The following is a 26,368-nucleotide window of genomic DNA, read 5'->3' as shown; positions in this document are numbered from 1 at the left end:
GGACGCGTTGTCGGGAGTGAAACGATGATTCGTGTGCGCGGTGTGCGGCCTCAGCGCCACCACATCGTCATCAGGAAGCCGATGAGGATGATGCCCAGCGCGATGCCCAGGTTCCAGGCGCCGATGCCCGGAATCGGGTAGTTGCCGGACAGGTAGTAGACCACGGCCCAGATCAGGCCGATGATCATGAACGCGCAGAACAGGGGCACGAACCAGCGCGGATTGGACTTGGTGCCCTTGATGGACTCCTCCACGCGGCGGGTGTTCTCGGCCTGGCGCTGCATCATCCGCTGCATCTGCGGGGTGAGCGAGGCCTTGTCGGCGGTCGCGTTGAGCACGGCCTCGACCTTGTCCATCGGGATGCCGTAGTCCTCGTCGTCACCGTCCACAGCGGCGGTTTCGTCCACGTCGGCGGGTTCGGCGTCGGCGGCCGTGGAATCGACCTCGTTCTGCCAGTCCTTCTGGTCCTGCGCGTCGGTTTCGTGCAGCTCTTCGTCAGCCATCAGCATAGTCTCCATTCAATAGGCTAAAAGTCATAATAGTGGGTAGACTCGAAAGCGGCCAACAGGCATCCGAAAACGTTGGTTTGGAGGACATATGGCGCGTCATGGCGGCAGACACGGAATACGGCGGACATGGGCCGGCGGGCTTGCCGTGTTCCTGGTCATCGCGCTGACCGGCTTCCTGCTGGTGACGAATCTGCGCGTGAACCGCACCACCGTCGTGACCTCCGATACCGCGGATCTGGTGGAGCGGCGCGTCGAACAGGTCAACAGCCTGCGCAAGGAGGTCGACGACCTGAGCTCGCGGCTGTCCGCGTTGAACGATCTGATCGGATCGTCGTCCACTGATTCCGAGGAGGCGGGCACCAGCACCACGCTGCCCGCGGTGCACGGTCCGGGCGTGACGGTGACGCTGGACGACTCCCCGTTGTGGGAGTCCGCCGTCGACGGGTCCGGTTCCGCCACGAACATCAACGACTACGTGGTGCACCAGCAGGATATCGAGGCGGTGGTCAACGCGCTGTGGGCCGGGGGCGCCGAATCGATGATGATCCAGGACCAGCGCGTCCTGTTCAATTCGGCGGTGATCTGCTCCGGCAACGTACTGCTGCTGCAGGGCAAACAGTATTCGCCGCCATACACCATCTCGGCGATCGGGCCGGTGGATGAGATGATGGCCTCCCTGGAACGTTCGGAGGCCGTGAGCATCTATCGGGAATACGTCAGTACGTTCGGTCTCGGATGGAAGGTGGAGACCAAGACCGATCTGCAGTTCAAGGAGTCGGCGGCGTCGCTGCAACCCCTGCGGTACGCCACCGTGATCCAGGAGACCGAAGGGACGCAGCAATGAGACACGGGGTACAGCGGGGATACCGGACCACGGCGGGCGCCGGGCAGGACGGCCGCCGGCATGGGGCGCTGTGGGGGGTGCTCGGCATCCTGATGGAGCTGCTGTTCACGCTGGCGGCGGTGTGCGCGCTGTACATCGTCTGGCAGATGTGGTGGACGGGAGTGCAGGCCGAGCACGAGCAGGTGGAGGCCCGGCAGTCCGTCTCCTGGCAGTCGCCGGTGGCGGACGACGACCAGACGGCGATCGCGCCCAAACAGGAGGGCGAGCCGCCGGTGCAGCCGGAGAACCCCGCGGAGGGGGACCTCATCGCCCAGATCTACATTCCCCGATTCGGCGACCAGTGGGAGCGCAACATCGTCGAGGGCACCACGCTGGAACAGCTGAACCGGCACGGCATGGGCCACTACACCACCAGCCAGATGCCCGGGCAGGTCGGCAACTTCGCCGTCGCGGGCCACCGCAACGGCTACGGACAGCCGTTGGGCGATGTGGACAAGCTGCAGGAGGGCGACGCCATCGTCATCCGCACACAGAACTACTGGTATGTGTACCACTACACCAGCTACGAGATCGTCACGCCGGACCGTACGGACGTGGTGGCGGCCAACCCCGAGGATCCCGGCGCCGAACCCGTCAAGCGGATGATCACGCTGACCACCTGCGAACCGAAATACACCGCGGCCACCCACCGGTGGATCAGCTACGGCGAGTTCGATTACTGGGCCAAGATCTCGGACGGCGTGCCCGCGGAGCTGACGACGACCGACGCATCCGGCACCGTCCGATTCATCAACACCCGCCAGCCCTCCGCCATCGAACGGCTGGGCTCGATGCGCCCGATCGTGATCGCGGCGCTGATCGCCTACGTCGTGATCTTCCTCGCCGCGGCCGTGGCGTGGCGCTGGCCGGTGCTGCGCGAGATCAGAGAGGGCCGCCGTCCCCGACCGGAGGTCAGCATCTACGGCTGGGTGCTGCGGCACCAGCCCGGCGTCGCCCCGATCCGATGGCTGCTGTTGCTGCTGCTGATCGTGGCCGCGGCCGCAGCCTTGCTCGAATGGGGATACCCATGGCTGGCGGCGAACATCCCGTATCTGCGCGACATGTCGAACTACGTGGCCGTCTGACGGTCTCCCCCGTGGACGATAGACGCGGGCGCGATTACGGCGCACGCGCGATGCGTGGCGCACGCGTCCGCACGGAACGAGACGCGTGCGGACACGCGCGGAACCCGCCCGCACGGGCCGATATAACGCGATGGCCTCCCGCACTCATATGCGGGAGGCCATCATCGTTCAGTGCGCGGCGTCAGGATTCGGGACCGCCGTGCCCGTTGCCGTTCCCCTCCGTACCGTCGGCCTCGTCGTCCGGGGTGGTGGTCTCATCTTCCGCCGCCTTGGTGGTGACGGTGATCGTCGACCCCTTGTCGACCTGCTGGCCCATCGAGGACACCTCGGTGACGATGGCGGAGTCGTCCGCCTCCGGGTCGGTGACGCTGACCGTCAGGCCCAGCGCCTCGAGCTGCTGGCGCACCGTGCCCAGCGTATCCGTGCCCAGCGCGAACGTGGGCACCGCCACCTGTTCCTTGCCCAGCGACACCCACACGCTGATGTTGGCGCGCTGGTCGACGGGGGAACCGGAGCCGGGGCTGACGCGCGTGACCGATCCGGCGGGCACAGTGTCGGAATACTCATGTTCGATGGTGATGTTGAACGCGTAGGTGCCGGTCAGCGTGGAGCGCACGGCGTCCTCGGTCTGCCCGACCAGATCGTTCGGCACCTCGGTCATGCCCGAGGAGATCCACAACGTGATCGACGACCCCGAATCGGCGGTTTCGCCGGCCGCCGGCTCGGTGCGGGTCACGCGGTCGCGTTCCACGCGGGGGCTGTCCTCGGTGCGGGTGCTGGTGTTGACCTCGAAACCGGCCTTCTCCAGCATGGAACGCGCCTCATCCTGCGTGTGGTTGGAGACATCGGGCACGGTGAGGGAGTCGGGGCCGTCGGAGAAGTAGGCGGTCACCGTCGAACCCTTCGGCACCGAGGCGCCGCTCTTGGGATCGGAGTAGGTGAACGTGCCTTCACGCTCGTTCGACTCCGTGTCGGTCTCCGTCTTGCACACCAGCCCGGCCTCCTCGATGGCCTGGCAGATGCCGGTCTGGTTGAGCGAGGAGCTCAGCTCTGGCACCGTGACCATCTCGACCGGCGGCGTGCGCAACGCGAACCACCAGACGCAGAACGCCACGATCACGGCCGCCACGGCCGCCACGACGCCGCCGATGGTCAGGGCGCGCTTACGCTTGGTCTTGGCCGCCTCGGCGCGCTGTTCGGCGCGGGTCTTGCCCGTGCCCGCCTGCGGCACCACCTGCTCGAACTGGCCGGTGACCGGGTTGAACGCCTGGGTGGACTGTCCCTCCGCGGTCGGGTTGAGCGCCACCGTGGCGGCGTCCTGCTCGGCCTGGCGGCGGGCCTTCATATTCGTCAGATCGGTCAGCGGATTGAATGCGGCGGCCACCGGAACCCCGCCGTTCATGAACGTCAGCAGATCGTTCTTGAAGTCGGCGGCCGTGGCGTACCGGTTCTGCCGGTCCTTGGCCATCGCCTTGGCGCAGATCGAATCCCACATCTTCGGCAGGCCCGGCACCACGGCGCTCGGCGGCGTGGCCACCTCGGACACATGCTGGTAGGCGATCGCCACGGCGGAGTCCCCGGTGAACGGCGGACGTCCCGTCAGCATCTCGTAGAGCACGCAGCCGGCCGAATACAGGTCGGAGCGCATGTCCACGGTCTCGCCGCGCGCCTGCTCCGGCGACAGATACTGCGCGGTGCCGACCACGCCCTGCGACTTGGTCATCGTGGCCGCCGAATCATCGAGCGCGCGGGCGATGCCGAAGTCCATGACCTTGACCACGCCCTGCTCGGAGATCATGATGTTGCCGGGCTTGATATCGCGGTGGATCACGCCCATGCGGTGCGAATAGTCGAGCGCGCTCAGCACCCCGAGCATCACCTGCTCGGCGTCGCGCTGGCTCAGCGCGCCGTTGGCCTTGATGATGTCGCGCAGGGTCTGGCCCTTGACGTACTCCATCACCAGATACGGCACACGCTCCATGCCGCCGTTGGCGGTCGGGATATCCTCCTCGCCGGAATCGTAGATGCTCACGATGTTCGGGTTGTTCATCTGCGCCACGGCGTGCGCCTCACGGCGGAAGCGTGACAGGAAGATCTGGTCGTTCGCGAAGTCGGCGCGCATGACCTTGACCGCCACGGTGCGCCCGAGACGGGTGTCAAGCGCCATATAGACCTCGGCCATGCCCCCGTGGCCGATGGCCTGGCCCAGCTGATAACGCCCTTGGGCCAACGAGTCAGGCATCATGCTGCTCATGCGTGTTCCCTTCGATGTGCGGCCTCGGCGGAATCATCGCCGCCTGCGGTCCAGTGGTTGATGATGGATGCCGCGGGCGAGGTCCCCGCGGCGGGAGAAGACATGCGGAATATCGTTTCGGCGGCGTGCGGCGCGCTGAACACCCTGCGCGGCGCACGGCTGCTCGGCGGCAGCGTCACGGTCTCCGCAGCGGCAGTCTGCTGGTCCAACAGGCGACGTTCGATGCGGGAGAGCGTGCGCGAGACCACCAGCGCGTTCTCGGGACGGTCGAGCGGGTCCTTCTCCAGCATCGACATGACGAACTGCCGCAGTTGCAGGTCTATGGAGTCGGGCAGCGGCGGCACCGGGTTGTTCACATGCGCGGCGGCGATGTCGACCGGGGTCGCGCCGGTGAACGGCCTGTGCCCGCACAGCCCCTCGTAGGCCACCACGCCCAGCGAGTAGATGTCCGACTGCGGGGTGGCCTGCCTGCCCTGCGCCTGCTCCGGGGAGATGTACTGCGCGGTGCCGACCACCATGCCGTCCTGGGTGATCTGCTCCTGGTTGGTGGAATAGGAGACGCCGAAATCGGTGATCTTGACCTCGCCGGTGTCGGAGACCATGATGTTCGCCGGTTTGACGTCGCGGTGGATGACGCCGTGGGAGTGCGCGATGAACAGTCCGCGCGCGGTCTGCGCCAGGATCGGCAGCAGCTCGATCGGATCCATGGCGCCCTTCTCGTGGTAGAGGTCCGCCAGCGATTTGCTGGGCACGTACTCCATGATGAGGAAGCCGATGCCGTCATGCTCGTAGTATTCGAACAGCGCCGCGATGTTTGGATGCGCCAGGTTGGCGGAGTTGTGCGCCTCCGCACGCAGGCGGCGCAGTTTGGCCTCCGTGTCGGAGGTGTCGCGCCGCAGCGCCTTGATGGCCACCGGACGGCCGAGCTGGATGTCGTAGCCCTTCCAGACCTCGCCCATGCCTCCCTGGGCCAGTCGGCTGTCGAGCCGGTACCGGCGGTGGATGAGCTGTCCTTCGATCAGTTTCATCACTGCAGTGCCTCCTGAATCATCTCGCGCATCAGCGGGCCCGCGGCGTACGCGCCGTAGTCGTCGACGTTGTGCACGACCACGGAGACGGCGATCTGTGGGTCGTCGGCGGGGGCGAAACCGATGATCCACGCGTCGTTGGCGTGGTTGCTCTCGCCGATCTGCGCGGTGCCGGTCTTGGCGGCGATGCTGATGCCGTTGATCGCCAGGGCGGGGTTCTCCGCGGGGATGACCTGCTCCATCATCTCGGTGAGCTTGTTCGCGGTATCGGCGCTGAACGCCTTCGAGCGCACGCGCGGGTAGGTCTGCGAGATGACCGACAGGTCGCTGGCGCGGACACGGTCCACGATCGTCGGCTCCATCACCGTGCCGTCGTTGGCCACGGCCATCGCGACCAGCAGGTTCTGCAGCGGCGTGGACAGCGTGTCCCCCTGTCCGATGCTGGCCAGCGCCAGCCGGTCGTCGGTCGGGTCCTCGGGGAATTTCGACGCGGCCGCGTATGAGGGTGAGCCGGTGGAGGTGGTGCCGTCCAGATGGATCTGTTCGTCGTAACCGAGTTTCTCGGCCTGTTCGCGGATCGCATCGGCCCCCAGCTCGACCCCGAGCTGGGCGAACGCGGTGTTCGACGACTGCGCCAGCGCATCCTTCAGGGTGATCTTGCCGTCCGAACCGTTTCCGGCGGATGTGGCGTTCGTCAGCTGGGTCTCGGTGCCCGGCAGGGTGTAGCTGGCACCCGCGGGAATCTCGGAATCGGTGTCATAGTCGCCGGATTCGAGCGCCGCCGCCGCGACGATGACCTTGAACGTGGATCCGGGCGGGAACAGCTGCGACGTGGCCCGGTTGAGCATCGGGTTCGACTGCTGGGACACCAGGTCGCTGTAGGCGGCGTTGGCCTGCTCGCCGTCATGCGAGGCTAACGCGTTCGGATCATAGCTGGGCGTGCTCACCATCGCCAGGATGCGGCCGGTCTTGGGGTCGCTGGCGATGATGGCCCCCTCCTTGCCGTCCAGCAGCTGGTATGCCAGGGATTGGAGCGTGGGGTCGATCGACGTCTCGATGGAGGCGCCCTGCGATTCCGAGCCGGAGAAGATCGACTTGACCTGCTGCCAGAACAGGGAGCTGGCCTGGCCGTTGAGCTGCTCGTTGCGCGACGATTCGATGCCGCGGTCGGCCGTATGCGTGATGGAGAAGAAGCCGGTGACCGGCGCGTAGAGTGGTCCGTTGCTGTAGACGCGCTGGTAGGAGAACGAATCGTTCACGGGATCGGACTGGGCCATGACGGTGCCGTCCGATGCCAGGATGGCACCGCGCGGCGCACCCAGCGTGCGGTAGAGCGCGCGGGTGTTGCGCGCGTCGCCGTTCAGCTCGGGGACCTTGATGGCGGTGATGATGGTGGAGGACAGGCCGAGGACGACGAACAGCGCCACCACGGCGGTGAACAGCTGACGCAGGGACTTGTTCATGCCTCACCTCCCATCGCCGTGCGGGGGCGGGGGATGGCCTGAGTCTGGGCCTCGCGCTCCTTCAGCTCGTGTTCGCGCAGCACGGCCAGCGCCTCATACTGGAAGGTGTCGGAGCTCAGCTCCGGTTCGGGCTTGTTCGCCGCGTTGGAGATGATGATGAGCAGCGCCGCCAGCAGGTAGTTGGCGATCAGCGACGAACCGCCGGCCGCCATATAGGGCATGGTCAGGCCGGTCAGGGGGATGACCAGCGTGATGCCGCCGACCACGGTGAACACCTGGAAGGCCATCGTGAACACCAGTCCGGAGGCCAGCAGCTTGCCGAAGCCGTCCTTGATGCGCATGGCGGTGATCAGGCCGGAGGCGATGATCAGCAGGTAGAGCATGAGCACGGCGAGCAGGCCGGTCAGCCCCAGCTCCTCGCCGACCGAGGCGTAGATGAAGTCGGAGTTCGCCAGCGGCGTGAGCTCCGGATGCCCCTGACCCAGGCCGGTGCCGGTCAGGCCTCCCGACGCCAGGCCGAACAGGCCGCTGACGATCTGGGCGGAACCACCGGGATACCGCTCGTAAATCTCCTGGTCGAACGGACGCAGCCACGCGTCCACACGGTAGCCCACGTGGGCGAAGATGTGCGCGGCGAGCACGGCGCCGGCCGCGAACGCCAGCAGGCCGATGACGATCCAGCTCTTGCGCCCGGTGGCCACATACAGCATCGAGACGAACATCGCGAAGAACAGCAGCGACGTGCCCAGGTCATGCTGCAGCACCAGCACGCCCATCGACACCACCCACACGATGATGATCGGGCCCATGTCCTTGATGCGCGGCAGCTGCAGACCGAACAGTTTCCTGCCGCCCACAGCGAGCTGGTCGCGGTGGTCGAACAGGTAGGCGGCGAAGAAGAACGCCAGGAACAGCTTGGCGAACTCGCCCGGCTGGATGGTGCCCAACCCGAAGATGTTAATCCAGATCCGGGCTCCCTGGATCTCCACGCCCAGTCCCGGAATCATCGGGGACAGCAGCAGCACCAGGCCGATCACCATGCTGACGTAGGAGAACCGCCTCAGAATACGATAGTCCTGCATGAAAACCACCAGCAGGCCGCACAGCACGAGCGCCAGACACATCCACAGCAGCTGGCGCTGGGCCACGTCGGAGTCCTTTATCTGCTGATCGATGCGGGCTATCATCATCGTGCCGATGGCGGTGAGCAGCAGCACACAGGGCATGACCGTCTGGCTGGCGTACGGCTGGAATCTGAGCATCAGCCCCCACAGCACCAGGAACAGCACCGCGCCGACGCCCAAGCGGAGCATCAGGTCGCCGGGAAGGCTGCCCACGGTACGCTCGAACATCTGGAAGAACGCCAAAAAACTGACCAGCATGGCCATCAGCAGCAGGGAGATCTGACGGAATCGAATGGCGACCACCGCTCACCGTCCTTCCTGATCCGCGTCGGCATCGTTGGAGGTGTCGGCATTGTCGGAGGAGTCGTTGTTGTCGGAGGAGTCGTTGTCGTCCGCGGCGTCGGTCTTCTCGCCGTCGGCGCGGTCGTTGCGCTGCTGCTCGAGATGCCGGCTCTCCCGTTCGATCAGATCGGCGTGGTCCCTGGCCGCGTCGATGTCATCGACCATGATGCCCTGGTCAAGCTGGGTGTGCCAGTTCTGCGGCAGGTCGGCGACGCTGATGCCGGTGTCCTCGACCGGATGCGACAGCTCGAAACCGAACAGATTCGTGGGCACGCCCTGATAGATGGCCACCTGGCCGTCGTCGATACCCAGATAGTAACGGGTCTGGCTCCACAGGTAGCCGACGGCCGCGGTCCCCGCCAGCGCCGCCAACAACGCGACGACGCCCACGACGATCAGGATCCGCGAACGGATCACCTTGGCGTGCGACAGCTGCTCCTGCTTGTCGTGCTCGTGGTGGATCGCCTTGGCCACGTCGGGGTCGTTGGGATCAGCGGTAAGCCGCCCGTCGCGCTTCTGCACCACGGGGATCTCGCCGGTGTCCGGCTCCTGCAGGTCGCCGGTCTCCTCGCGCACCGTGGACGGCTGCGCGGTGTACGACACCGGATCGGTACGGGTCTCCTGAGCCAGCGCCGCGGCACGCTGCGCCGGCGACGCCTTGCCGCTGCGCAACGCCGGCGCGGTGGACACCGGCTCGTTGATGATGTCGGCGATCGGTTCGAGGCTGGCGCTGGCCGCGCCTCCGACCAACGGTGTCTGGTGCGGCAGGTCGAACGCGTCCACATCCAAGGCGAGCGTGGCGTCGGCGATCACGGCGGTGACGTTGTCGGTGCTGCCCGCGCGCAACGCCATCGACACCAGCTGCTGGGCGCACTCGCCCTGATCGGAGACCGTCGCGAGCGTCTCCTCGATCGTGGAATCCTCCAGCACGCCGCACAGGCCGTCCGAACACAGCAGCCAGCGGTCGGCCGCGTGGGCCTGCCGCACCGCGATGTCCGGCCTGGGGTCGATGTCGAAATCACCCAGCACGCGCATCACCACATTGCGCTGCGGATGGTTGCGCGCCTCCGCCTCGGTGATGCGGCCGGTGTCGATGAGGTGCTGCACGTAGCTGTGGTCCTGCGTCATCCGAACCAGATGCCCGTCACGTAGCAGATAGGCGCGGGAATCTCCGATATGCGCGAGCACCCAATAGCCTTCGACCAGGGCGATGGCGGTGACGGTCGTACCCATGCCGGCGAGCTTGCGCTCGCGCTTGGCCTTGCCGACGATGGCGTCATGCGCGGCCAGCACCGAGGTCTCCATCATCGTGGCGCATTCCTGCACGCCGAGCGAGGCGTCGTCGCGCTCGATGTGGGCCAGGGACCGGATCGCAATCGTGGAAGCCGTGTCGCCGCCGGCATGGCCGCCCATGCCGTCGCAGATCGCGGCGAGATGCTCGCCGGCGAACGACGAATCCTGGTTGTTGCTGCGGACGGTGCCGACGTCGGAAACCGTCGTGGAATACAGGAACAGCGACTGCGGGGTGTCGGAAGGCACAGTGGTCACCTCAATTCGAAGGTGGTGGCGCCGATGCGCACGGGAACGCGCGGCGCGAGGGCTGTCGGCGAGGCGATGCGCTGCTGGTTGACCACGGTGCCGTTCGTGCTGCCGAGATCCTCGATCGCCCACTGCCCGGACATGGCGTCGAAATAGACGCGGGCATGGTGGGAGGACACGAATTCATCGTCGAGCACCACGGAATTCGACGCGGCACGGCCCAACGTGATGGCGCCGTTGCTCAACGGCACCGAGGTGCCGGCCAACGGGCCGTCGATGATGACCAGCAGCGTCGGCGTATCGGCCGCGGCGGGCATCTCGTTGGTCGCAGGCGCGGGCACGACCGAAACGGGCGTGGGCGACTCCGCCGCCTTGCGGGCCAGACGTGTCTTACGGCGATGCGCGCGCGACTTGCGCGGACTGAGCGTCTCGATGTCCTTATGCAGCGAGCGCACCGTCAACCAGACGAACACCCAAAGCAGGACGAGGAACCCGTACTTGAGGATCGCGAATGTCAGTTCGGTGAGCATAGGCAGATTGTGGCTCCTGGGCGGCGGCCTACTCCGTTTCCTGAGAGGAGGCCCAATACAGGATGCGGGTGCGGCCGATGGTGATGGTGTTGCCGTCCAGCAGCGTGGCCGCCGGCACCTGATGGCCTTCCACGTACGTGCCGTTGGTCGATCCCAGGTCACGGGCGATCACACCGTTGTCGGTGATGTCGATCTCCAGATGCTTGCGCGAGATGCCCGGATCGTCGATGACGATGTCGCAGCCCGAGCCACGGCCGATGACGGTCTGCGGCTTGGTCAGCAGATACTGGTTGCCGTTGACCTCGAGCACGGGGCTGTCCTCGGTCTGGGTGTCGGTGGTCACGGGCACGGCGTTGCCCCGCACGGACTCGGAGCTCAGGTTGAAGCTGCCCTTGTTGAGTTCGAGATCCTCCTCGAAGATCACCACCACAGGCCCGACGAAGGCGTAGTGCTGGCTCTTGGCATACTGCGTGAGGTTGTCGGCCAGCTCGTTGGCCAGGGCCTCGGAGCCCCACTGTTCGATGCGGTCGAAGTCCGGGGTGCTCAGCTTGAACCGGTACTCGTTCGGCGCCACGGTGCGGTCGCGGCCGACCGGCATGGCCTCGGCGTCGATCTCGCGCTCAAGGGCGCTGGAGAGGTCGACGGGCTGCAGGTCCTTGGACCCGAACTTGGAGAACACTCCGTTGACCGCGCTTTCCACGCTTTTCTCAAAACGGTCGAGAACGCTCATAGTCACACCTTTCTATTCCTCCCCTATCCTACGCAAAGGCGCGAACGTCCCTATATATCGGCGTCAATACTTGCAAAATTCGCCCATGGGGCGGGCCGGACACCGGATGGGCGGGGCGGCGGGTAGGTTGGGGCGTATGAACGAATTGACTGCATCACAGGCGATTGCCGAATTCCCCCGCCGCAAGGCCCGTTCCCTGCGTTTCACCTCCGGCGCCCCGCGCTCCGCGCAAGCGATCGGCGACGGCACCCGGGCGCTGTTCCTGCGCTCGGACGGTCCCGAAGACCTGGTCACGGCGCTGTGGCTGAGCGTCCTGTCGCCGGACGGCGACCGACGCGAGGTGCTCCTCGCCGATCCGCGCCAGCTGCTGGCCGACGCCGATAACGAGGAGGTCTCCGAAGAGGAGAAGGCCCGCCGCGAACGCGCCCGCGAAGGCGGCCAGGGCATCGTCTCCTACTCGGTCGACGCCGCCGGCCGCCGCGTGGTCTTCACCATCAACGGCCAGCTGTTCTTGACCGAGATCAACGGGGACGCCACCGGCGGCGTGACACGCGAAGTGGCGCTCGCCGACCCGCAACTGTCGGTCATCATGCCGCGCATCTCCCCGGACGGCCAGCTGATCGCCTACACCACCGGCAGCGAGGTCCGCGTGATCGCGCTCGGCGCCGACGCCTCCCAGGACGAGGATTGGGCCGTCATCGGCATCGACGAGGACGAATGCACGTATCCGGACCAGTCCGTGGGCCTGGCCGAATTCGTGGCCGGCGAGGAGATGGACCGGTACGAGGGCTTCTGGTGGTCGCCGGATTCGCGCGCGCTGCTCGTGCAGTCGACCGACGAGGAACCGGAACCGATGTGGTACATCAGCGACCCCGCCGACCCGTCCAAGCCGGCCGTCGCACGCCGCTACGCCCGCGCCCTGACGAACAACGCGATCGTCTCCCTGGCCTACGTGGACTTCACCGTCCGCGACGCCGACGCCCCGGCGCCGATGCCCGCCGACGCCGGCGAATGCGACGAGTACGTCGAACCGCGCGTGCAGGTGTGCAACGTGGCCGACATCGACTGGGACCACGAAACCTACGAATACCTGGCCGCCGTGAACTGGAGCAAGGGCCACGAACCGCTCATCCTCGTGCAGGACCGTCTGCAGCACCACGACCAGGTGCTTGAGGTGCAGCTCAAGGCCGCCGGATTCCACGCCGGTGTGGACACCGAGGCCGTCATCGGCGAACCGGTGGCCACCCGCGTGCTCGAGGAGCACGAGAACCCCCAGTGGCTCGACCTGATCCACGGCACCCCCGCCTTCACGCCGGACGGCCGCCTGATCTGCGCATGCAATGATATGGAGCACGACACGAACCGTCTGACCGTGGACGGCGCGCCGTTCACCCCGGCCGGCTGGCAGGTGCGCGAGGTGCTCGACGTGACCGACACCGACGTGCTCGCCGTCGTCTCCCGCACCCCGGGGCTGGCCTCCGACACCGATACCGGAACGTGGGGCGACGACCTCGACCTGCACGACGCCCGCAGCCTCGACATCGTCAGCTTCGACTATCAGGGCGCCGCAACCCCGCTGACCCCGCATCCCGGCGTGTGGACCGCATCCCGCAGCGGCAGCGGCATGGTCGTCTCCGGACGCGACATGCGCTCGCCGCACGCGGTGATGACCCACAGCCTGCGGCTGCCGGAAACTGCGGATCCGGAAGCCTCGGCGATCGCCGTGCTCGACAACCACGCGGCCGAACCCGGCTTCACGCCGAACACCATGTTCGTCACCCTGCCGTCCGAACACCGGCTGCTCGCCGCCATCACCGCGCCGAGCGAGACCAGCCCCTACGCGCAGGCCGAAACCCTGCCGGTCCTGCTCAAACCGTACGGCGGTCCGGGCGCCCAGCAGGTGCTGTTCAGCCAGGCCTACTACTGGGAATCCCAGTGGTGGGCCGACCAGGGCTTCCTGGTCGTCACCGTCGACGGACGCGGCACCCCCGGCCGCGGCCCCAAGTGGGATCGCGCCATCTACGAAACCATGAAAGACGTGACCCTGGCCGATCAGGTCGAAGCCGTGCGCGCACTGCCCGCGCTGTGGGCGGCGGACGGCGCCGTGCCGTCGGTGCGCTGGACGCCGCGGGACGGCGACCCGTCGGCGACGCTCGACATCGCCCGGCATGACGGCCCGCTCGACTGCCCGCGTCCCGACCTCGACAAGGTCGCGATGATCGGCTGGTCGTACGGCGGCTTCCTGTCCGCGCTCGCGGTGCTCGACGCCCCGGACGTCATCCACGCCGCCTGCGCCGGCGCGCCCCCGACCGACTGGACGCTCTACGACACCCACTACACCGAGCGCTACCTGGGCCTCGACCCGGAGGTCTACCGCCGCAACGGCATCGTGGAGGACGCCCCCAAGCTGAACCGTCCGCTCATGCTCATCCACGGCTTCGCCGACGACAACGTCACCATCGCCCACTCGCTGCGGTTGAGCCAGGCGCTGATGGCGGCGGGCCGCCCGCACACCTTCCTGCCGTTGACGGGCATCACCCACATGACCAACGACGAAACGGTGGCCGAGAACCTGCTCATCCTGCAGCGCGACTTCCTCTACGACGCGCTGGGCATGCGCTGAGTCGACGGTCCGGCCCCGGCCGGCCCGCATACGTCCGGCCTCGGCCGGCACGCAACGCAACACGCCGAGGGTGGTGGCAAACCTATACCCGAAGTTTGCCGAGTTCCTTGATATTCCGGGGAACCCGGCAAACTTTCCGGGGTGCTTTGCCACCACCCTCGGCGTGTCTTGCGGGCGGGCCGCGCACAGGCGGGCAGGCCGCTACAGTCATAACCATGAGGCTGATCGACGAAACCCGATACGACGAGCAGATGCGCGCGACTGTGCTGCCCGCGCTCGCGGCCTGCTGCGAGGAGGGGTGGATGACGCCGGCCAAGGCGGCCGGACTGCCCGATCTCGACGTTCCCGGACGGCTGCACTACCTGTGCTATGACGCCGCCAGGTTCGACGACCTGCGCGAGGACGGCGCCACCGCCACATTCCGCGGGGTCGCCGTCATCTCCTACGGGTTCACCGAGAACGCGCGCAAATACTCGGAGCTCATCTGGTACCTCCTGCTCGACGGATACTCGGTCTGCGTGCTCGAGCACCGCGGGCACGGGTTCTCCGCGCGCGACGTGGACGATCCCAGCGTGGTGTGGATCGACGACTGGCGGCGGTACGTGGCCGACCTGGCCAAGTTCGCCGAAACCGTGGCCTCCCAGTACGCGGGTGAGCGACCGATGGTGCTGTACGGGCATTCGATGGGCGGCGGCATCGGCGCGGCCCTGCTGGAGAACCATCCGACGTTGTTCGACAAGGCGGTGCTCTCCTGCCCGATGATCGCCCCGGTGACCGCCGGCATCCCCAACACGGTGGCCGCGGCCGCGGCCGAGGCGGTCTGCGGCATGGGATTCGGGAGAAGCCGGGTGGTCGGTCAGAAGCGTTTCTCCGACCAGTTGGATATGACCGCGTATCGGGGCGCCAGCGAGGCCCGCGTGCGCTGGTACCACAGACAGCGCTGCGAAACCCCGGAATACCGGACGAACGCGGCCAGCTACCAGTGGGTGCGCGAGGCGTTGCGCCTGTCCAAGGCCATCCTGGACCCGCAGGCCTGCGCCCGCATCGAGACGCCGATCCAGCTGTTCCAGGCCGGGCGTGACGTGTGGGTGCTCAACGAACCGGAGAACCTGTTCGTGCGCCGTGTGCGCGATGGCGGCGGGCAGGTGCGGTTCGAACGGTTCCCCGACTCGGTCCACGAGATCTTCTCGATGCCGAACGCCGTGCTCGAGGACTATTACGGCCGCATCTTCGCGTTCCTCGACGGGTCCATGGATGTTCTGGGCGGCGATGAGGGCGCGGTCGCCTAGCCGGCGCGGCGCGTGGTGTACAGGATCTGACGCAGCGCGATGACGCCAACGAGCAGAATGACGGGGAACAATGCGCCGACCAGCAGGCCGGCCTGCAGACTGTCGCCGTTGGCCGCCGCCACCGTGCCGACGATGGCGGGCCCGGCCGTGCATCCCAGATCGCCGATCGTCTTCGAGACGCCCAGTCCGGTTTCGGCGAACGTGCTGGCCCACTGGCTCATACCCAGCTCGGACGCCCCCGCGCACAGCATCATGACAAAGAACACCGCGAACAGCGGATTGCGCACCAGCTCCCCGAGCTTCATCGACGAGGTGCCTTCGGGCAGGATGTCGGGCATCGGCGACGTGGCGAACAGCGCAATGCCCGCAATCGGCACGATGGCCCACAGGCAGGCCATCACCGGCCACGCGTCGCGTCCGGCCAGCGCGAAGAACAGCGTGGAGACCGCCACGGTGCCCACCTGCCCCCAGCAGTAGAACGAATGCAGCAGACTCATCGCCTTGTCCTTATGCTCGGACGGGCAGGCGTTCACAATCGGGGAGACCATGACCTCGATCAGGCCGCCGCCGATCGCGTACAGCACGATGGCGGCCATCAGCGCCGGATACGGGTCGGCCACGCGCGTGGGCAGCAGCCCGAGCGTGAGCAGCCCCGCCGCGGCGGCCACATGCGCGGCGATGATGCAGGGTCGGTAGCCGATGCGGTCCACATACCTGCCGGCCAGCACGTCGACGACGAGCTGGGTGACGAAGTTCACCGAGATCAGCGTGGACAGCTGCGCCATGTCGATGCCGAAGGAGGCCGAGAACGTGACGAACAGCAGCGGCATGAAGTTGTTGATCACGGCCTGCGTGATGTAGCCGTTGAAGCAGGCGACGACGGTGCGGTCGTAGTTCGGCGCAGCTGCGGTCATGCTGAAACCCTTCTTCGGGTGGGTGCGGGGCGTTCGGACGCAGTCATTGTATCGATGTCCCTCTTGCGCCATGCCGACTTCCGCACATCTTGCCCCTATGGGGTATTCGGGGGTGGGGCGCTGCGGGTTGTCGGCGAAGAACCGTGATAATGGATGACGGCGTTTTGTACGAAACCAGAAGATTGTAAGGAGGGCGTTCATGCCCAGCGTGAATGATGCGGCCAAGGCCGCGCTCAATGTAACCGGTGGTATGGCCAAGAACGTCGTGGCCCTGACCGACAAGGGCCCGCTCGGCGGCTTCAAGAAGTTCATCTCCCGCGGCTCGATGATCGACATGGCCGTCGGTGTGGTCATGGGCTCCGCCGTCACCACCGTGGTCAACTCCATCGTGGACAACCTGATCAGCCCGCTGATCGGCATGATCGGCGGCGTGCCGGATATGTCCGGCGTGCTGACCATCACCTTCAACAACTCCACCATCTCCTTCGGCGCTATTCTCAACGCCATCATCAACTTCCTGCTCATCGGCGTGGCCGTGTACTTCTGTGTGATCCTGCCGATCAACAAGCTGCGTGACCTGTCGGCCGCCGCCCTGGCCGAGGAGGAGGCCGAGGAGGAGGCCGCCGCCGGCCCGACCACCGAGGAGCAGACGCTGGCGGTGCTGCAGGAGATCCGCGACGAACTCAAGCGCACGAACGGCGCCCAGGCCTGAACCTGACCGTTCCATACGTAGCGTTTATGTGATGCGCATCCGGGATTCCGGGTGCGCATCACGCGTATGTGGGCGGTGAGATCGGATAATCCCACCTGACCTTGGACGCATCGGGTCGGTTTGGTTACGGGGACTTGGATTACGTGGGTGGCTTCGGTCAAGCGGACTCGGTCGCGCCGGTCCGGTCTGGAACGTGCCACTGGTACCGTACGATGGGGGATTGCGATAACGAGCGGTAATACGGCAACACGCGCTCGGCAAAGGAGAGACAGTGGATTATCAGGACATCAACGCGGCGACCATCACCCGGTGGATCGAGGACGGCTGGGAATGGGGCAGGCCGATCGACCACGAGACCTACGCCAAGGCGCTCGCCGGCGAGTGGGATTTGGTGCTGACGCCAACCCGCCCGGTGCCGCACGAATGGTTCCCGGAAGACCTGCGCGGCCTGCGCGTGCTCGGCCTGGCTTCCGGCGGTGGCCAGCAGATGCCGATCCTCACCGCCCGCGGCGCGCGCTGCACGGTGCTCGACTACACGCCGGCCCAGCTCGACGCCGACCGGACGGTCGCCGAACGCGAAGGCTATGACATCGACCTCGTCCGCGCCGACATGTCCAAACCGCTGCCGTTCGCCGACGCCTCATTCGACCTGATCGTGCACCCGGTGTCCAACTGCTACATCGAGGAGGTGCTGCCGGTATGGCGCGAATGCGCACGCATCCTGCGCCCCGGCGGCCTGCTGATGGCCGGACTCGACAACGGCGTCAACTTCATCACCGATGACGACGAGGAACGCATCGTCAACCATCTGCCGTTCAACCCGCTGAAGAACGCCGACCAGCGCGACCAGCTGGCCGAGGCCGACGACGGCGTCCAGTTCTCGCACACACTCGACGAGCAGATCCGCGGCCAGATCCAGGCGGGGCTGCGCATCGTCGACCTGTATGAGGACACGAACGGTTACGGCCGCCTGCACGAGCTCGGCATCCCCAGCTTCTGGGCCACGCTCGCGCAGAAGCCGGAGGACTGACAGTCGGTTGCCATACCGTCGCCGTGGTACCGGATCGCAACGGAACCGCGACGACGGACGTTCCCGTATCGCATAACGCCGTTGGGCGCGGCGTGACGCGGACGGCGGTAGAATCGCACGCGGAGTTTTACGGACTGTGAGAAGAAGGAAACCTGCGATGCGTCGTGCGACGTTCGAACGAACCCCGAAATCGCTGCTCATCGGCATCGGCGTAACCCTGCTGGGCGGCGCGCTGTGGGGCGTCAACGCCACCGTATCCAAAATCCTCATGTCCGACTACGGCGCCGACCCGCTGTGGATCGCCAGCATCCGCCAGCTTTGCGCCGGCGTGCTGTTCCTGGCCGCGGCGGGCGCGACCAAGCCGAAGCTGTTGACCGGAGCCGTGCGCGACGTGAGCTCCTACCCCGTCTATCTGCTCGGCGCGCTCATCTGCGTGATGGCCACGCAGGTCACCTACCTGAACGCCATCAAATGGACCAATTCCGGCACCGCCACCGTATTGCAGACCCTGAATCTGCTGTTCGTGCTCGCCTGGGTGTGCCTGCGCGGGCGGCGGCTGCCCGGCAAACGTGAGACGTTGGGCGTGGCGCTCGCTTTCATGGGCACCGTGCTGATCGCCACCGGCGGCGACCTGACCACGCTGACCCTGCCGCTCGCCGGCCTGATGTGGGGTCTGGGCGATGCGCTGGCCACGGCCACGATGTCGATTCTGCCGGTCAAGGTGATGGGCCGGTACGGCAACTTCACCGTCAACGGCTTGATGTTCCTGATCTCGGGGGTGATCCTGTGCGCGGTCGTGCGGCCGTGGGCGCATGCGCCGCAGCTGGATGCGCTGGGCATTGCGCTGATGGTGTTCACCGTGGTCGGCGGCACCTTCGGCGCCTACTGGCTGTATATGTCCGGCGTGATGCGAATCGGTGCGATGCGCGCCACGATGCTCGGCACTAGCGAGCCCGTGCTGGCCACCATCTCCGCCGTGGCGTTGACCGGCGCCGTGTTCACTCCGGTCGATCTGGTCGGTTTCGCGATGATTCTGGCCATGGTGCTCCTGGTGCGGTAGCCTGGGTCGGACTTGGTAGCCGGAGGAATCGGCCCGGGTTTGCCTCGGTGAGTTGGTTCGCCTAGCGCGGTGCCGGCGGCTCACCCAGCGGTGATGTCTGAACGTGTGAGCCGTCCTACAGCGTGAGGAAGATCAGCGCCGCGTTCAGCGCGATGATCAGTCCCGTGACGGCGATGAATGCCGCGTGCTTGACCGGACCATCGGCGTATTCGCCCATCAGCGTGCGATCGTGGGTGTAACGCAGCAGCGGGATGATCGCGAACGGGATGCCGATCGACAGAATCACCTGACCGACCACCAGCGCCTGCGTGGGATTCGGTGCGAACCACAGCACGGCCAGGCCCGGCACCAGGGTGACGATCCGGCACGCCCACATCGGCGGGGTGAGATGCAGCAGTCCGCGCATGATCTCGGCCCCGGCGTAGGTGCCCACCGACGTGGAGCTCAACGAGGATGCCAGGAGTCCGATCGAGAAGATCATGCCGACCGCCGGGCCGAGCGCGGCCGTGATCGCTTGTTGCGCGCCTTCGATCGAATCGGTTCCGGCCATGCCGTGCAACGAATGCGCGGCCAGCACCAGCAGGCTGAGATTCACGGTGTCGGCCAACAGCAGCGCCCACAGCACGTCGATCTTCGAACCGTGCAGCAGCGTGCGTGTATCGGGTCTGATACGTCCGTCGGCGTAATGGTCGTTGACCAGCGTCGAGTGCAGATAGATCGCGTGCGGCATCACCGTCGCGCCCAACATCGACGTGGCAGTGAGCACCGAATCGGTGGTTGTGAACCGTGGCACCAGTCCCTGCGCGACCGCGGTCGGATTCGGCGGGTCGACTAGCAGGCCGGCCACGAAACCGAGCGTGATAACCAGCAGCAGGCCGATGACGATCCGTTCGAACAGCCGATGCGTGCGCCCGCCCTGGAATCGCAACAGCAGCGTGGAGACCGCGCCGATGATGCAACCTCCGATGAACAGCGGCAGTCCGAACAGCAGATGCAGCGCGATCGCCCCGCCGATCAGCTCGGCCAGATCTGTGGCGATGGCGATGACCTCGGCCTGGGCGAAGAACAGGAACCGCCCCGCGTCGCCCATCCGCTCGCCGAGCAGCTGCGGCAGCGATTTGCCGGTGACGATGCCGAGTTTGGCGGACTGGTATTGGATGAGGACCGACATCATGTTCGCCAGCGCCAGCACCCACACCAGCAGATAACCGTACCGGGCTCCCGCCGTGATGTTCGCCGCCACGTTGCCCGGATCCACATACGCGACGGCCGCCACGAACGCCGGGCCGAGCATGCCGATGAGGGTGCGTCGGGGCGTGGGCATCGCCGTACCCCGCGGTGCGGTTCGGGTGTCCATCGGCATCACCTCCACGATCTGTCATACCTCCGTCAAGTAAACATGAATCGCCGCGACGGCTGGGGCTGGGGCGCCGATGACCGAACGGCGTCGCGAAGTATTGGGAATGCTGGGAATCCCCGGCGGGCAGGGCGGGGTTGTTCGCTGTGCGTAAAACCGGTTGTGAGCGAGGTCACACGGCGGCGCGGCCATGCGGGTATGATTCCGTAGGATTGATGAAGGCGACGTTATGTCCGGTGTTCGGCGATGGATGGGAGAGGAATGAAGATCAGCGTGCTGGGATTCAGCGGCAGTGGCAAATCCACGCTGGCCGGTGCGTTGAGGCGGCGATACGGGGTGCCGGTGCTGCACCTGGACCGGGTGCAGTTCGCGCCCGGATGGGTGGAACGGCCGTTGGACGCGAAGGTTGCGGATGTGCAGCGGTTCCTGGACGGCCATGGTGATGGCGGTTGGGTGATTGACGGCAACTATGCGGCGTTGCTGCAGGAGCGACGGCTGGAGGAGAGCGATCGGATCGTGATTCTGGCGTTCGGACGCTGGACGTGTCTGCGCCGTGTGCTGGCGCGGTATCTCCGATATCATGGCCGGGCTCGCGAATCGATGGCCGAGGGGTGCGATGAGAAGATCGACCTTGAATTCATCTGGTGGGTGCTGCATGAGGGGCGGAGCCGCTCCCACCGTGAGGCGCTGCGGGCCATTCGCGACCGGTGGCCGGACAGGACCGTGATCATCCGCAACCAGCGTCAGCTGGACGCGTTCTATCGGTCGATGGCATAAAGGGCGGTTCGCACTACCTCGCGTTACGTAATCGGGAGGGTTGGAAAACCGGGCCTGCGAATGCGAATCCCCGAGGTGGTGCGAACCCTGTTTTGGGGCATCAATCATCCACCCATTCGAGGATGTCGCCGGGCTGGCAGTCGAGCGTGCGGCAGATCGCATCGAGGGTGGAGAAACGGATGGCTTTGGCGCGGCCGTTCTTGAGCACGGCCACGTTGGCCGGCGTGATGCCGACGGCTTGGGCGAAGTCGCCGACACTCATTTTCCGCTGGGCGAGTAGAAGATCGATGTTCACGCGGATTGCCATCAGATCACCGCCTCCAGTTCCTCGCGTTGCGCCGTGGCGGCGGCGAGCAGTCCGCGCATCACGATCATCAGCAGGGTCAGCGCCATGCCGACGATGGCGAGTATGGTCAACGCGATCACCAGGATGGGTGGGCTGAGGGAGGCGATGAGATTATGAACCAGCAGACCGATGGCCAGCGCGGTGTCGAAGCCGATGCATCCGATGATGAGTCCGACCCAGCGGAACGCCGCATCGGAAAACACCGAAGATGACGCCGCCAGCGACAACAGTCGCCAGATCGCGATGAGGGCGATGTCGAATCCGATCATCAGCAGCTCGCAGACGATGAGATACGGTATCCGCAGATAGGCGAATTCCGGTGCATTCGCCGCAAAGTCCGCCGATATGGCGGGCAGAAGCCAGATCTGGATGGCCGCTGCGATGGCCAGCAGCAGCGCCATCAGCGCTTTGAGCGTCCGGATGGCGGTCGGGTGCGTCTGGGGCGTCGATGTCATGGCTGTTCCTTTCGAAGATGGTGGTGATGTCCGTCTGCCCTCAGTATATATCGATATTCGATAGATAACTACCGAATATCGATAGATTTGGTGAAGACGGATGTTGACTAATCGCAGCAATGCTTCGGTGCAACAGTCTGTTGCCAGTGGCGTGTGGGATGATGCGTTTTCCTTACGATGGAACTGAAACGAAGCTTGTGAGGAAAGGAACCGGTCATGGCCATCAAGGATGTGCTGCCACGCCTGCGTCGGGAGCGTGGGCTGACCCAGGAGGAGCTGGCCAAGCGCCTGTACATCACCCGTCAGGCGGTGAGTCGTTGGGAGCGCGGCGAGACGAGTCCGGGCATCGATATGACCAAGCTGATTGCCCGTGAGCTGGATGTGCCGATCGTGGAACTGCTGGAGATGCCCGAACAATATTGTCAGAGCTGCGGCATGATGTTCACCGGGCCGGACCAGCGCGGACACGAGGCCGATGGTGCCGAGACGGCGGAATACTGCCGTTGGTGCTATGACGATGGCGCGTACACCTACGAAACCACAATGGATGAGATGATCGAGGATTGCGCCCCGCGCATGGCCGAGTACATGGGGTGGAGCGTGGATGAGAGCGCCTCGCTGCTGGGCGCGGTGCTGCCGACTTTGAAGCGCTGGCGTGAGCCTGCGGCGTAGGTTTTCGGGTGTGGTGCTGTCGGGCGGTTCGCACTACTTCGGGGTTCGGGAACGGAAAGGTCAGAAATCAAGGCAGTGGATTCAGAACTTCGAGGTAGTGCGAACCCGCCCTTTATACCAGCCGTGGCCGTTGCAGCAGACTGGCCATATACACAGGCAGATACAGGATCTTGCCATCACGCTCCACGTTGGTTTCCGCGAGAACGTATGCGCTGTCGATGGCGTATCCGGGAGTATTGAGAGCCTTGTCCAAGGCTGCATGAGAATGGAACCTGCTGCCGGATTTGATTTCCAATACCAGCACTTTGCCTGCCGCGTCTTCAATGAGGAAATCCAGCTCCCCCATAGACTTGCTGGTGAAATAGTATGGCGTGAACCCATGGGCGGTCAGCTCCTGTGCGATTACATTCTCATAGACTCCGCCATAATTCATGCGTCCTTCTGCGCCAAGACCGTCGAGTATACCGAGGGTTGACTGTTTGTCGTATGTACTTGTCAGTAGACCTACGTCGGAATAGAACAATTTGAGCAGCTTGCGTCTTTTGGAAGCAAGCAGCGGGCTTCGCGGCTCTTCGACGTTGTATACGGGCAGAGCAACGTTTGCCCGTGACAACCAGAGGAATTCGTCTTCGATCTGGCTGAAGCGTTTTACATCAGAAATATCTCCGATTTTGAATCGTCTAGTCGAGTTGTTGAGCTCGCTGGGAATCAGTTGATAAATCTCCTGAATGACGAGTCTGCGATCTTTAGGTGCGTACTGCGTGATATCCCGATTGTAAAAACGTCGGATGTCGGATTGTATGCGACGTACATTGTCGATGGTCCTGTCTCGGATGAAGGCGCTGACCGCATCCGGCATGCCTCCGGTGAGTAGGTATCTATGGAATAGCCCGGACATGCGCTCGTGCAAGTAGTCGGGGACGGGTTGCTCTTCCTGAAGGGAGTCGCGCAGTACATCGAACGCTTGTTCCGTGAGACCCATACTCCAACAGAACTCCTCGAAATCCATGGGGAACATGAGTAGTTCGGTCATGTAGCCAACCGGGTATGAACGTATGTTCTCCAATTCAACACCAAGCAGGGAGCCGGAAAGCACATAGTCATACGTGCCTTGGTCCACCAGTGCTTTGATGAAGGTGATGATGTTCGGACAGTGCTGGATTTCGTCAATGAAGATCAATGTCTTCCCCGGAATCAGGGGACCGTGCGCGGCGATGGAGATGCGGAGCAGAAGGTCTTCGGGGTTCCGCGCGGATAGGAACGATTCTCTCGTCGCGTCATCGAGCGCCAGATTGAATTCAATAAGCTGTTCGTATTCCGTTCGTCCGAACTCGCGGACAATATACGTCTTGCCTACCTGACGGGCTCCGGTCACAAGAAGTGCCTGCCTCGTCTTGCCTGATTTCCAGGCGAGTAACTCATCGTATGCTTTTCGTTTCATGTGTCCCACCCTTCATGCTGCAAAAAGATACATTTCATTTTAGCTTGTTTCTGCACAAAGTCGAATTCTGATTCGGCTCAATTCTGCACAAAGTTGTATTCTAGATAGCCTGTTTTGCGCACAAAGTCGAATTCTGGCCGCTTTGGGGAAGCGATACTACGTGACTGTGGACGGTGCTGCTGGTCGTGGCGCGTGCCAGAATCGCGTACTCAGGGAATGTTTGAAAGGATTCGCGGAAATCGATTTTCTGAGGAGCTAATTTACCGCTGAAGTCGCATGTACAGCAGCGGGTAGGGGCCACCCTCCTCATCCTGCTCGGTGCGCTGGTAGGTGACGAATCCCATGTGCTGGTAGAACCCGATCGCCTGCGGGTTCTGCTCATTCACAGTAAGTTCGCTGACGTTGTGATGGGCGATACCGTGTTCGAGCAGCTGCTTGCCGACGCCGTGTCCACGATGATCGGGGTCAACGAACAGCATTTCGAGCCGTCCGTCGGCGACTCCCATGAACGCAAGGGGCGTCTGCTCCGAGCTGTCGCTGTCGGGGCGCATGACGGCCAATTCCGGTACTTCGGCGATGGCTTGCGGCACGTATTGCTTGATGCGGTTGATTTCAGCATCGGTCAGAAACGTATGCGTCGCGCGAACCGACCGCTCCCACACCGCGACCAAGGCGCTGACGAGAGCGGTGTCGCGATGTTCCGTATCCTGCAGAATCATGGTGACCTTTCTATGTTCGCGTGATGACGGTCAGCGCCGTGCGCTCGCGTGCCCGGATGCCGTTTTCCGTCGTGTCCGTCCACCATGCGCCTTTGTCGTGGGCGTGGCGGCCGAACGGTCGAATACGATAGCTGAAATCGTCGTCGCATCGTGCCGAAGCGGGCTGGTTGCTCGTTTCCGTTCTTGAAAAACTTTTTTCCGCGCCCCTGTAGCTCAGTGGGTTAGAGCGGCGATCTTATAAGTCGTTGGTCACGGGTTCAAGTCCCGTCGGGGGTACTTGTGTGTTGTTCGATTGCATGGTTGAAGGAGGATCCGATGGTGGATGGTTCGTCGGCGCCGATTGTGTTGTTGGATTTTGATGGGGTGCTTAACGCGTTCCCGGATGCGATCGGCGTCAGGTATGAGGACGTGGGCGTGGCGCCCGTGGTCGAGTGCCGGGGGCGCATGACCGACGAGTTCGGTCCGGAGCGGGCGTTCCGTTTGGATGGTGTGGAGACCGTGCGGCTGGGCCGCAGGGGCGGCACCTGGCATCTGCATTGGTCTCGCGAGCTGGCCGCGAACCTGTACGGGCTGGCCGAGTCCGGTGTCATCGACCTGCGCTGGCTGAGCACGTGGCAGCCGTATGTGCATATCCTGGACGGTCTGCTGGGCTGGGATCCGGACGTGGTGCATAACACGCACTGGTACGATCCGCTCACCGGCAGGGGTCGTATGGGTGGCAAGCTGCACGCGGTCGTGGACGAGGTGATCCGCCAGCTGCGCGTCGCGGACGCGGACGGGAGGCCTCGTCCGATTGTGTGGGTCGACGACGAGGAGGCTTCGGTCGCGAACGCGTTGATGCTGCACGGGCACGAGGGCGCGGGCCCCATGCTGCTGGTCAACCCGCTCGCGTTCCGTGGGATCAGCCGCCGCCAGTGGGCATGCGTCCGCCGGTTCGTCGCGGACCCGCCCGAGGGGCCGGTGGTCATATACAGCGACACCATGCACGAGGACGGCGTGACCGCCGACCGGCTGCACGACATCGACCGCCTGCCCAACCTGTCCGAACATCGGGGGTTGTAGACCATGGGCGGGTTGTCGCTGCCGTACCCGTGGTTCATGATTCTGCGCAACAGCGGTCGCTGCCGGTTGTGCGGAATATGCCATGTCGGCACCGCGTTCCGAGAAAGCAAAAGGGCCAGAACCCTTGGGTTCCAGCCCTTTTCGCTGGTGCGAGTGGGGGGACTTGAACTCTATGAACGTCGTTTTACTCAATCACGGCGTTGCGGAAACGTTGATTTTGCCTGGTTGCGCCGCTCTGCTGAGTCACGTTGTTCTTGTGTTTTCTCGGATTCTGTTACCAAGCTGTTACCAGCGTCCTCACTCTGCTCCGTGGCATATGTTCGTGAATCGAACGGGAGTGCAGGGAGTGGATGCTTTGTATTGGATGCGAGTCCGAATTACTCCGAAAAGGTCCGAAGTTACTCCGAAGTGGTTCCGGGTTGGT

24 protein-coding genes and 1 tRNA gene are annotated in these 26,368 nt (G+C 64.8%); 11 read left to right on the top strand and 14 right to left on the bottom strand.

The window, feature by feature from the left end; all coding sequences use genetic code 11:
- Positions 1 to 50: 50 nt before the first annotated feature.
- Positions 51 to 503, bottom strand: coding sequence for a cell division protein CrgA (gene crgA, locus OU11_RS06595; RefSeq protein ID WP_033515574.1), 453 nt, complete (start codon positions 501 to 503; stop codon positions 51 to 53).
- A gap of 94 nt (positions 504 to 597) precedes the next feature.
- On the opposite strand from crgA, the gene OU11_RS06590 reads away from it, so the two are divergent.
- Positions 598 to 1,353: a DUF881 domain-containing protein gene (locus OU11_RS06590; RefSeq protein WP_033515464.1), complete on the top strand. Its 756-nt coding sequence runs from the start codon at positions 598 to 600 to the stop codon at positions 1,351 to 1,353.
- Entirely contained in the window at positions 1,350 to 2,477 is a 1,128-nt protein-coding gene (locus OU11_RS06585) for a class E sortase (RefSeq protein WP_052122749.1), read from the top strand. Before OU11_RS06590 ends, OU11_RS06585 begins: the two co-directional genes overlap by 4 nt.
- A 181-nt stretch (positions 2,478 to 2,658) precedes the next feature.
- On the opposite strand, the gene pknB is transcribed toward OU11_RS06585, so the two are convergent.
- The 7 genes from pknB to OU11_RS06550 are packed head-to-tail and all read right to left on the bottom strand — an operon-like array spanning position 2,659 to position 11,487.
- Positions 2,659 to 4,731 carry a Stk1 family PASTA domain-containing Ser/Thr kinase gene (pknB, locus tag OU11_RS06580; protein WP_033515462.1) on the bottom strand — a complete coding sequence of 691 codons (2,073 nt, stop codon included), beginning with the start codon at positions 4,729 to 4,731 and terminating at the stop codon, positions 2,659 to 2,661.
- On the bottom strand, positions 4,728 to 5,759 hold the full coding sequence (locus OU11_RS06575; RefSeq protein ID WP_081963500.1) for a serine/threonine-protein kinase: 1,032 nt from the start codon (positions 5,757 to 5,759) through the stop codon (positions 4,728 to 4,730). Before OU11_RS06575 ends, pknB begins: the two co-directional genes overlap by 4 nt.
- Positions 5,759 to 7,222 (bottom strand): peptidoglycan D,D-transpeptidase FtsI family protein, encoded by a 1,464-nt coding sequence (locus tag OU11_RS06570; protein WP_033515460.1) that lies wholly within the window; start codon positions 7,220 to 7,222, stop codon positions 5,759 to 5,761. The genes OU11_RS06575 and OU11_RS06570 overlap by 1 nt, the downstream gene beginning before the upstream one ends.
- Positions 7,219 to 8,649: an FtsW/RodA/SpoVE family cell cycle protein gene (locus OU11_RS06565; protein ID WP_033515458.1), complete on the bottom strand. Its 1,431-nt coding sequence runs from the start codon at positions 8,647 to 8,649 to the stop codon at positions 7,219 to 7,221. The genes OU11_RS06570 and OU11_RS06565 overlap by 4 nt, the downstream gene beginning before the upstream one ends.
- A gap of 3 nt (positions 8,650 to 8,652) precedes the next feature.
- Positions 8,653 to 10,227 carry a PP2C family protein-serine/threonine phosphatase gene (locus OU11_RS06560; protein ID WP_033515456.1) on the bottom strand — a complete coding sequence of 525 codons (1,575 nt, stop codon included), beginning with the start codon at positions 10,225 to 10,227 and terminating at the stop codon, positions 8,653 to 8,655.
- A gap of 5 nt (positions 10,228 to 10,232) precedes the next feature.
- Complete coding sequence (locus OU11_RS06555; protein ID WP_033515454.1) at positions 10,233 to 10,757, bottom strand: FHA domain-containing protein FhaB/FipA; 525 nt, start codon at positions 10,755 to 10,757, stop codon at positions 10,233 to 10,235.
- A 28-nt stretch (positions 10,758 to 10,785) separates the two neighbouring features.
- Positions 10,786 to 11,487, bottom strand: coding sequence for an FhaA domain-containing protein (locus OU11_RS06550; RefSeq protein ID WP_033515452.1), 702 nt, complete (start codon positions 11,485 to 11,487; stop codon positions 10,786 to 10,788).
- Between the two features lie 136 nt (positions 11,488 to 11,623).
- Between OU11_RS06550 and OU11_RS06545 the strand changes: the two genes are divergently transcribed.
- Complete coding sequence (locus tag OU11_RS06545; RefSeq protein WP_033515450.1) at positions 11,624 to 14,110, top strand: prolyl oligopeptidase family serine peptidase; 2,487 nt, start codon at positions 11,624 to 11,626, stop codon at positions 14,108 to 14,110.
- A 209-nt stretch (positions 14,111 to 14,319) separates the two neighbouring features.
- Positions 14,320 to 15,399 carry an alpha/beta fold hydrolase gene (locus OU11_RS06540; RefSeq protein ID WP_052122759.1) on the top strand — a complete coding sequence of 360 codons (1,080 nt, stop codon included), beginning with the start codon at positions 14,320 to 14,322 and terminating at the stop codon, positions 15,397 to 15,399.
- Here the strand turns inward: OU11_RS06540 and OU11_RS06535 are convergent.
- Positions 15,396 to 16,313 carry an MFS transporter gene (locus OU11_RS06535; RefSeq protein ID WP_033515449.1) on the bottom strand — a complete coding sequence of 306 codons (918 nt, stop codon included), beginning with the start codon at positions 16,311 to 16,313 and terminating at the stop codon, positions 15,396 to 15,398. The two genes, OU11_RS06540 and OU11_RS06535, sit on opposite strands and share 4 nt — an antisense overlap.
- A gap of 199 nt (positions 16,314 to 16,512) precedes the next feature.
- Between OU11_RS06535 and mscL the strand changes: the two genes are divergently transcribed.
- From mscL to OU11_RS06520, 3 genes are all read left to right on the top strand, one after another.
- Positions 16,513 to 17,025, top strand: coding sequence for a large conductance mechanosensitive channel protein MscL (mscL, locus tag OU11_RS06530; protein WP_081963499.1), 513 nt, complete (start codon positions 16,513 to 16,515; stop codon positions 17,023 to 17,025).
- 271 nt (positions 17,026 to 17,296) lie between these two features.
- Positions 17,297 to 18,055: a class I SAM-dependent methyltransferase gene (locus OU11_RS06525; RefSeq protein ID WP_033515448.1), complete on the top strand. Its 759-nt coding sequence runs from the start codon at positions 17,297 to 17,299 to the stop codon at positions 18,053 to 18,055.
- 157 nt (positions 18,056 to 18,212) lie between these two features.
- Positions 18,213 to 19,115 (top strand): DMT family transporter, encoded by a 903-nt coding sequence (locus OU11_RS06520; RefSeq protein WP_033515447.1) that lies wholly within the window; start codon positions 18,213 to 18,215, stop codon positions 19,113 to 19,115.
- A 115-nt stretch (positions 19,116 to 19,230) separates the two neighbouring features.
- On the opposite strand, the gene OU11_RS06515 is transcribed toward OU11_RS06520, so the two are convergent.
- Entirely contained in the window at positions 19,231 to 20,472 is a 1,242-nt protein-coding gene (locus tag OU11_RS06515) for an Nramp family divalent metal transporter (RefSeq protein WP_373869298.1), read from the bottom strand.
- A 261-nt stretch (positions 20,473 to 20,733) separates the two neighbouring features.
- Between OU11_RS06515 and OU11_RS06510 the strand changes: the two genes are divergently transcribed.
- A complete protein-coding gene (locus tag OU11_RS06510; protein ID WP_033515445.1) occupies positions 20,734 to 21,249 on the top strand; it encodes a P-loop NTPase family protein in 516 nt (171 codons plus the stop codon).
- A gap of 100 nt (positions 21,250 to 21,349) precedes the next feature.
- Here the strand turns inward: OU11_RS06510 and OU11_RS06505 are convergent, their stop codons facing one another.
- A complete protein-coding gene (locus tag OU11_RS06505) occupies positions 21,350 to 21,556 on the bottom strand; it encodes a helix-turn-helix domain-containing protein (protein ID WP_033506906.1) in 207 nt (68 codons plus the stop codon).
- Complete coding sequence (locus tag OU11_RS06500) at positions 21,556 to 22,050, bottom strand: DUF2975 domain-containing protein (RefSeq protein ID WP_033515443.1); 495 nt, start codon at positions 22,048 to 22,050, stop codon at positions 21,556 to 21,558. The genes OU11_RS06505 and OU11_RS06500 overlap by 1 nt, the downstream gene beginning before the upstream one ends.
- Positions 22,051 to 22,266: 216 nt before the next feature.
- Between OU11_RS06500 and OU11_RS06495 the strand changes: the two genes are divergently transcribed.
- Positions 22,267 to 22,722: a zinc ribbon domain-containing protein gene (locus OU11_RS06495; RefSeq protein WP_033515441.1), complete on the top strand. Its 456-nt coding sequence runs from the start codon at positions 22,267 to 22,269 to the stop codon at positions 22,720 to 22,722.
- A 112-nt stretch (positions 22,723 to 22,834) separates the two neighbouring features.
- On the opposite strand, the gene OU11_RS06490 is transcribed toward OU11_RS06495, so the two are convergent.
- Both OU11_RS06490 and OU11_RS06485 read right to left on the bottom strand, forming a co-directional pair.
- Positions 22,835 to 24,163 carry an ATP-binding protein gene (locus OU11_RS06490; RefSeq protein WP_033515439.1) on the bottom strand — a complete coding sequence of 443 codons (1,329 nt, stop codon included), beginning with the start codon at positions 24,161 to 24,163 and terminating at the stop codon, positions 22,835 to 22,837.
- Between the two features lie 260 nt (positions 24,164 to 24,423).
- On the bottom strand, positions 24,424 to 24,882 hold the full coding sequence (locus OU11_RS06485) for a GNAT family N-acetyltransferase (RefSeq protein ID WP_033515437.1): 459 nt from the start codon (positions 24,880 to 24,882) through the stop codon (positions 24,424 to 24,426).
- Positions 24,883 to 25,084: 202 nt separating this feature from the next.
- Here OU11_RS06485 and OU11_RS06480 point away from each other — a divergent pair.
- Together OU11_RS06480 and OU11_RS06475 are read left to right on the top strand one after the other, a co-directional pair.
- A tRNA-Ile gene (locus OU11_RS06480) sits at positions 25,085 to 25,158 on the top strand.
- Positions 25,159 to 25,197: 39 nt separating this feature from the next.
- Entirely contained in the window at positions 25,198 to 25,944 is a 747-nt protein-coding gene (locus tag OU11_RS06475; RefSeq protein ID WP_052122748.1) for a hypothetical protein, read from the top strand.
- Positions 25,945 to 26,368 lie beyond the last annotated feature (424 nt).

It is taken from the genome of Bifidobacterium pullorum DSM 20433, assembly GCF_000771405.1.
GTDB lineage: Bacteria > Actinomycetota > Actinomycetes > Actinomycetales > Bifidobacteriaceae > Bifidobacterium > Bifidobacterium pullorum.
This window is presented reverse-complemented; position numbering and strand designations above follow the sequence as displayed.

Coding starts and splice junctions, on each gene's coding strand:
- crgA (WP_033515574.1), bottom strand. CDS start 503: ATGGCTGACGAAGAGCTGCACGAAACCGACGCGCAGGACCAGAAGGAC.
- OU11_RS06590 (WP_033515464.1), top strand. CDS start 598: ATGGCGCGTCATGGCGGCAGACACGGAATACGGCGGACATGGGCCGGC.
- OU11_RS06585 (WP_052122749.1), top strand. CDS start 1,350: ATGAGACACGGGGTACAGCGGGGATACCGGACCACGGCGGGCGCCGGG.
- pknB (WP_033515462.1), bottom strand. CDS start 4,731: ATGAGCAGCATGATGCCTGACTCGTTGGCCCAAGGGCGTTATCAGCTG.
- OU11_RS06575 (WP_081963500.1), bottom strand. CDS start 5,759: ATGAAACTGATCGAAGGACAGCTCATCCACCGCCGGTACCGGCTCGAC.
- OU11_RS06570 (WP_033515460.1), bottom strand. CDS start 7,222: ATGAACAAGTCCCTGCGTCAGCTGTTCACCGCCGTGGTGGCGCTGTTC.
- OU11_RS06555 (WP_033515454.1), bottom strand. CDS start 10,757: ATGCTCACCGAACTGACATTCGCGATCCTCAAGTACGGGTTCCTCGTC.
- OU11_RS06550 (WP_033515452.1), bottom strand. CDS start 11,487: ATGAGCGTTCTCGACCGTTTTGAGAAAAGCGTGGAAAGCGCGGTCAAC.
- OU11_RS06545 (WP_033515450.1), top strand. CDS start 11,624: ATGAACGAATTGACTGCATCACAGGCGATTGCCGAATTCCCCCGCCGC.
- OU11_RS06535 (WP_033515449.1), bottom strand. CDS start 16,313: ATGACCGCAGCTGCGCCGAACTACGACCGCACCGTCGTCGCCTGCTTC.
- mscL (WP_081963499.1), top strand. CDS start 16,513: ATGCCCAGCGTGAATGATGCGGCCAAGGCCGCGCTCAATGTAACCGGT.
- OU11_RS06520 (WP_033515447.1), top strand. CDS start 18,213: ATGCGTCGTGCGACGTTCGAACGAACCCCGAAATCGCTGCTCATCGGC.
- OU11_RS06515 (WP_373869298.1), bottom strand. CDS start 20,472: ATGGACACCCGAACCGCACCGCGGGGTACGGCGATGCCCACGCCCCGA.
- OU11_RS06510 (WP_033515445.1), top strand. CDS start 20,734: ATGAAGATCAGCGTGCTGGGATTCAGCGGCAGTGGCAAATCCACGCTG.
- OU11_RS06505 (WP_033506906.1), bottom strand. CDS start 21,556: ATGGCAATCCGCGTGAACATCGATCTTCTACTCGCCCAGCGGAAAATG.
- OU11_RS06500 (WP_033515443.1), bottom strand. CDS start 22,050: ATGACATCGACGCCCCAGACGCACCCGACCGCCATCCGGACGCTCAAA.
- OU11_RS06495 (WP_033515441.1), top strand. CDS start 22,267: ATGGCCATCAAGGATGTGCTGCCACGCCTGCGTCGGGAGCGTGGGCTG.
- OU11_RS06490 (WP_033515439.1), bottom strand. CDS start 24,163: ATGAAACGAAAAGCATACGATGAGTTACTCGCCTGGAAATCAGGCAAG.
- OU11_RS06485 (WP_033515437.1), bottom strand. CDS start 24,882: ATGATTCTGCAGGATACGGAACATCGCGACACCGCTCTCGTCAGCGCC.
- OU11_RS06475 (WP_052122748.1), top strand. CDS start 25,198: ATGGTGGATGGTTCGTCGGCGCCGATTGTGTTGTTGGATTTTGATGGG.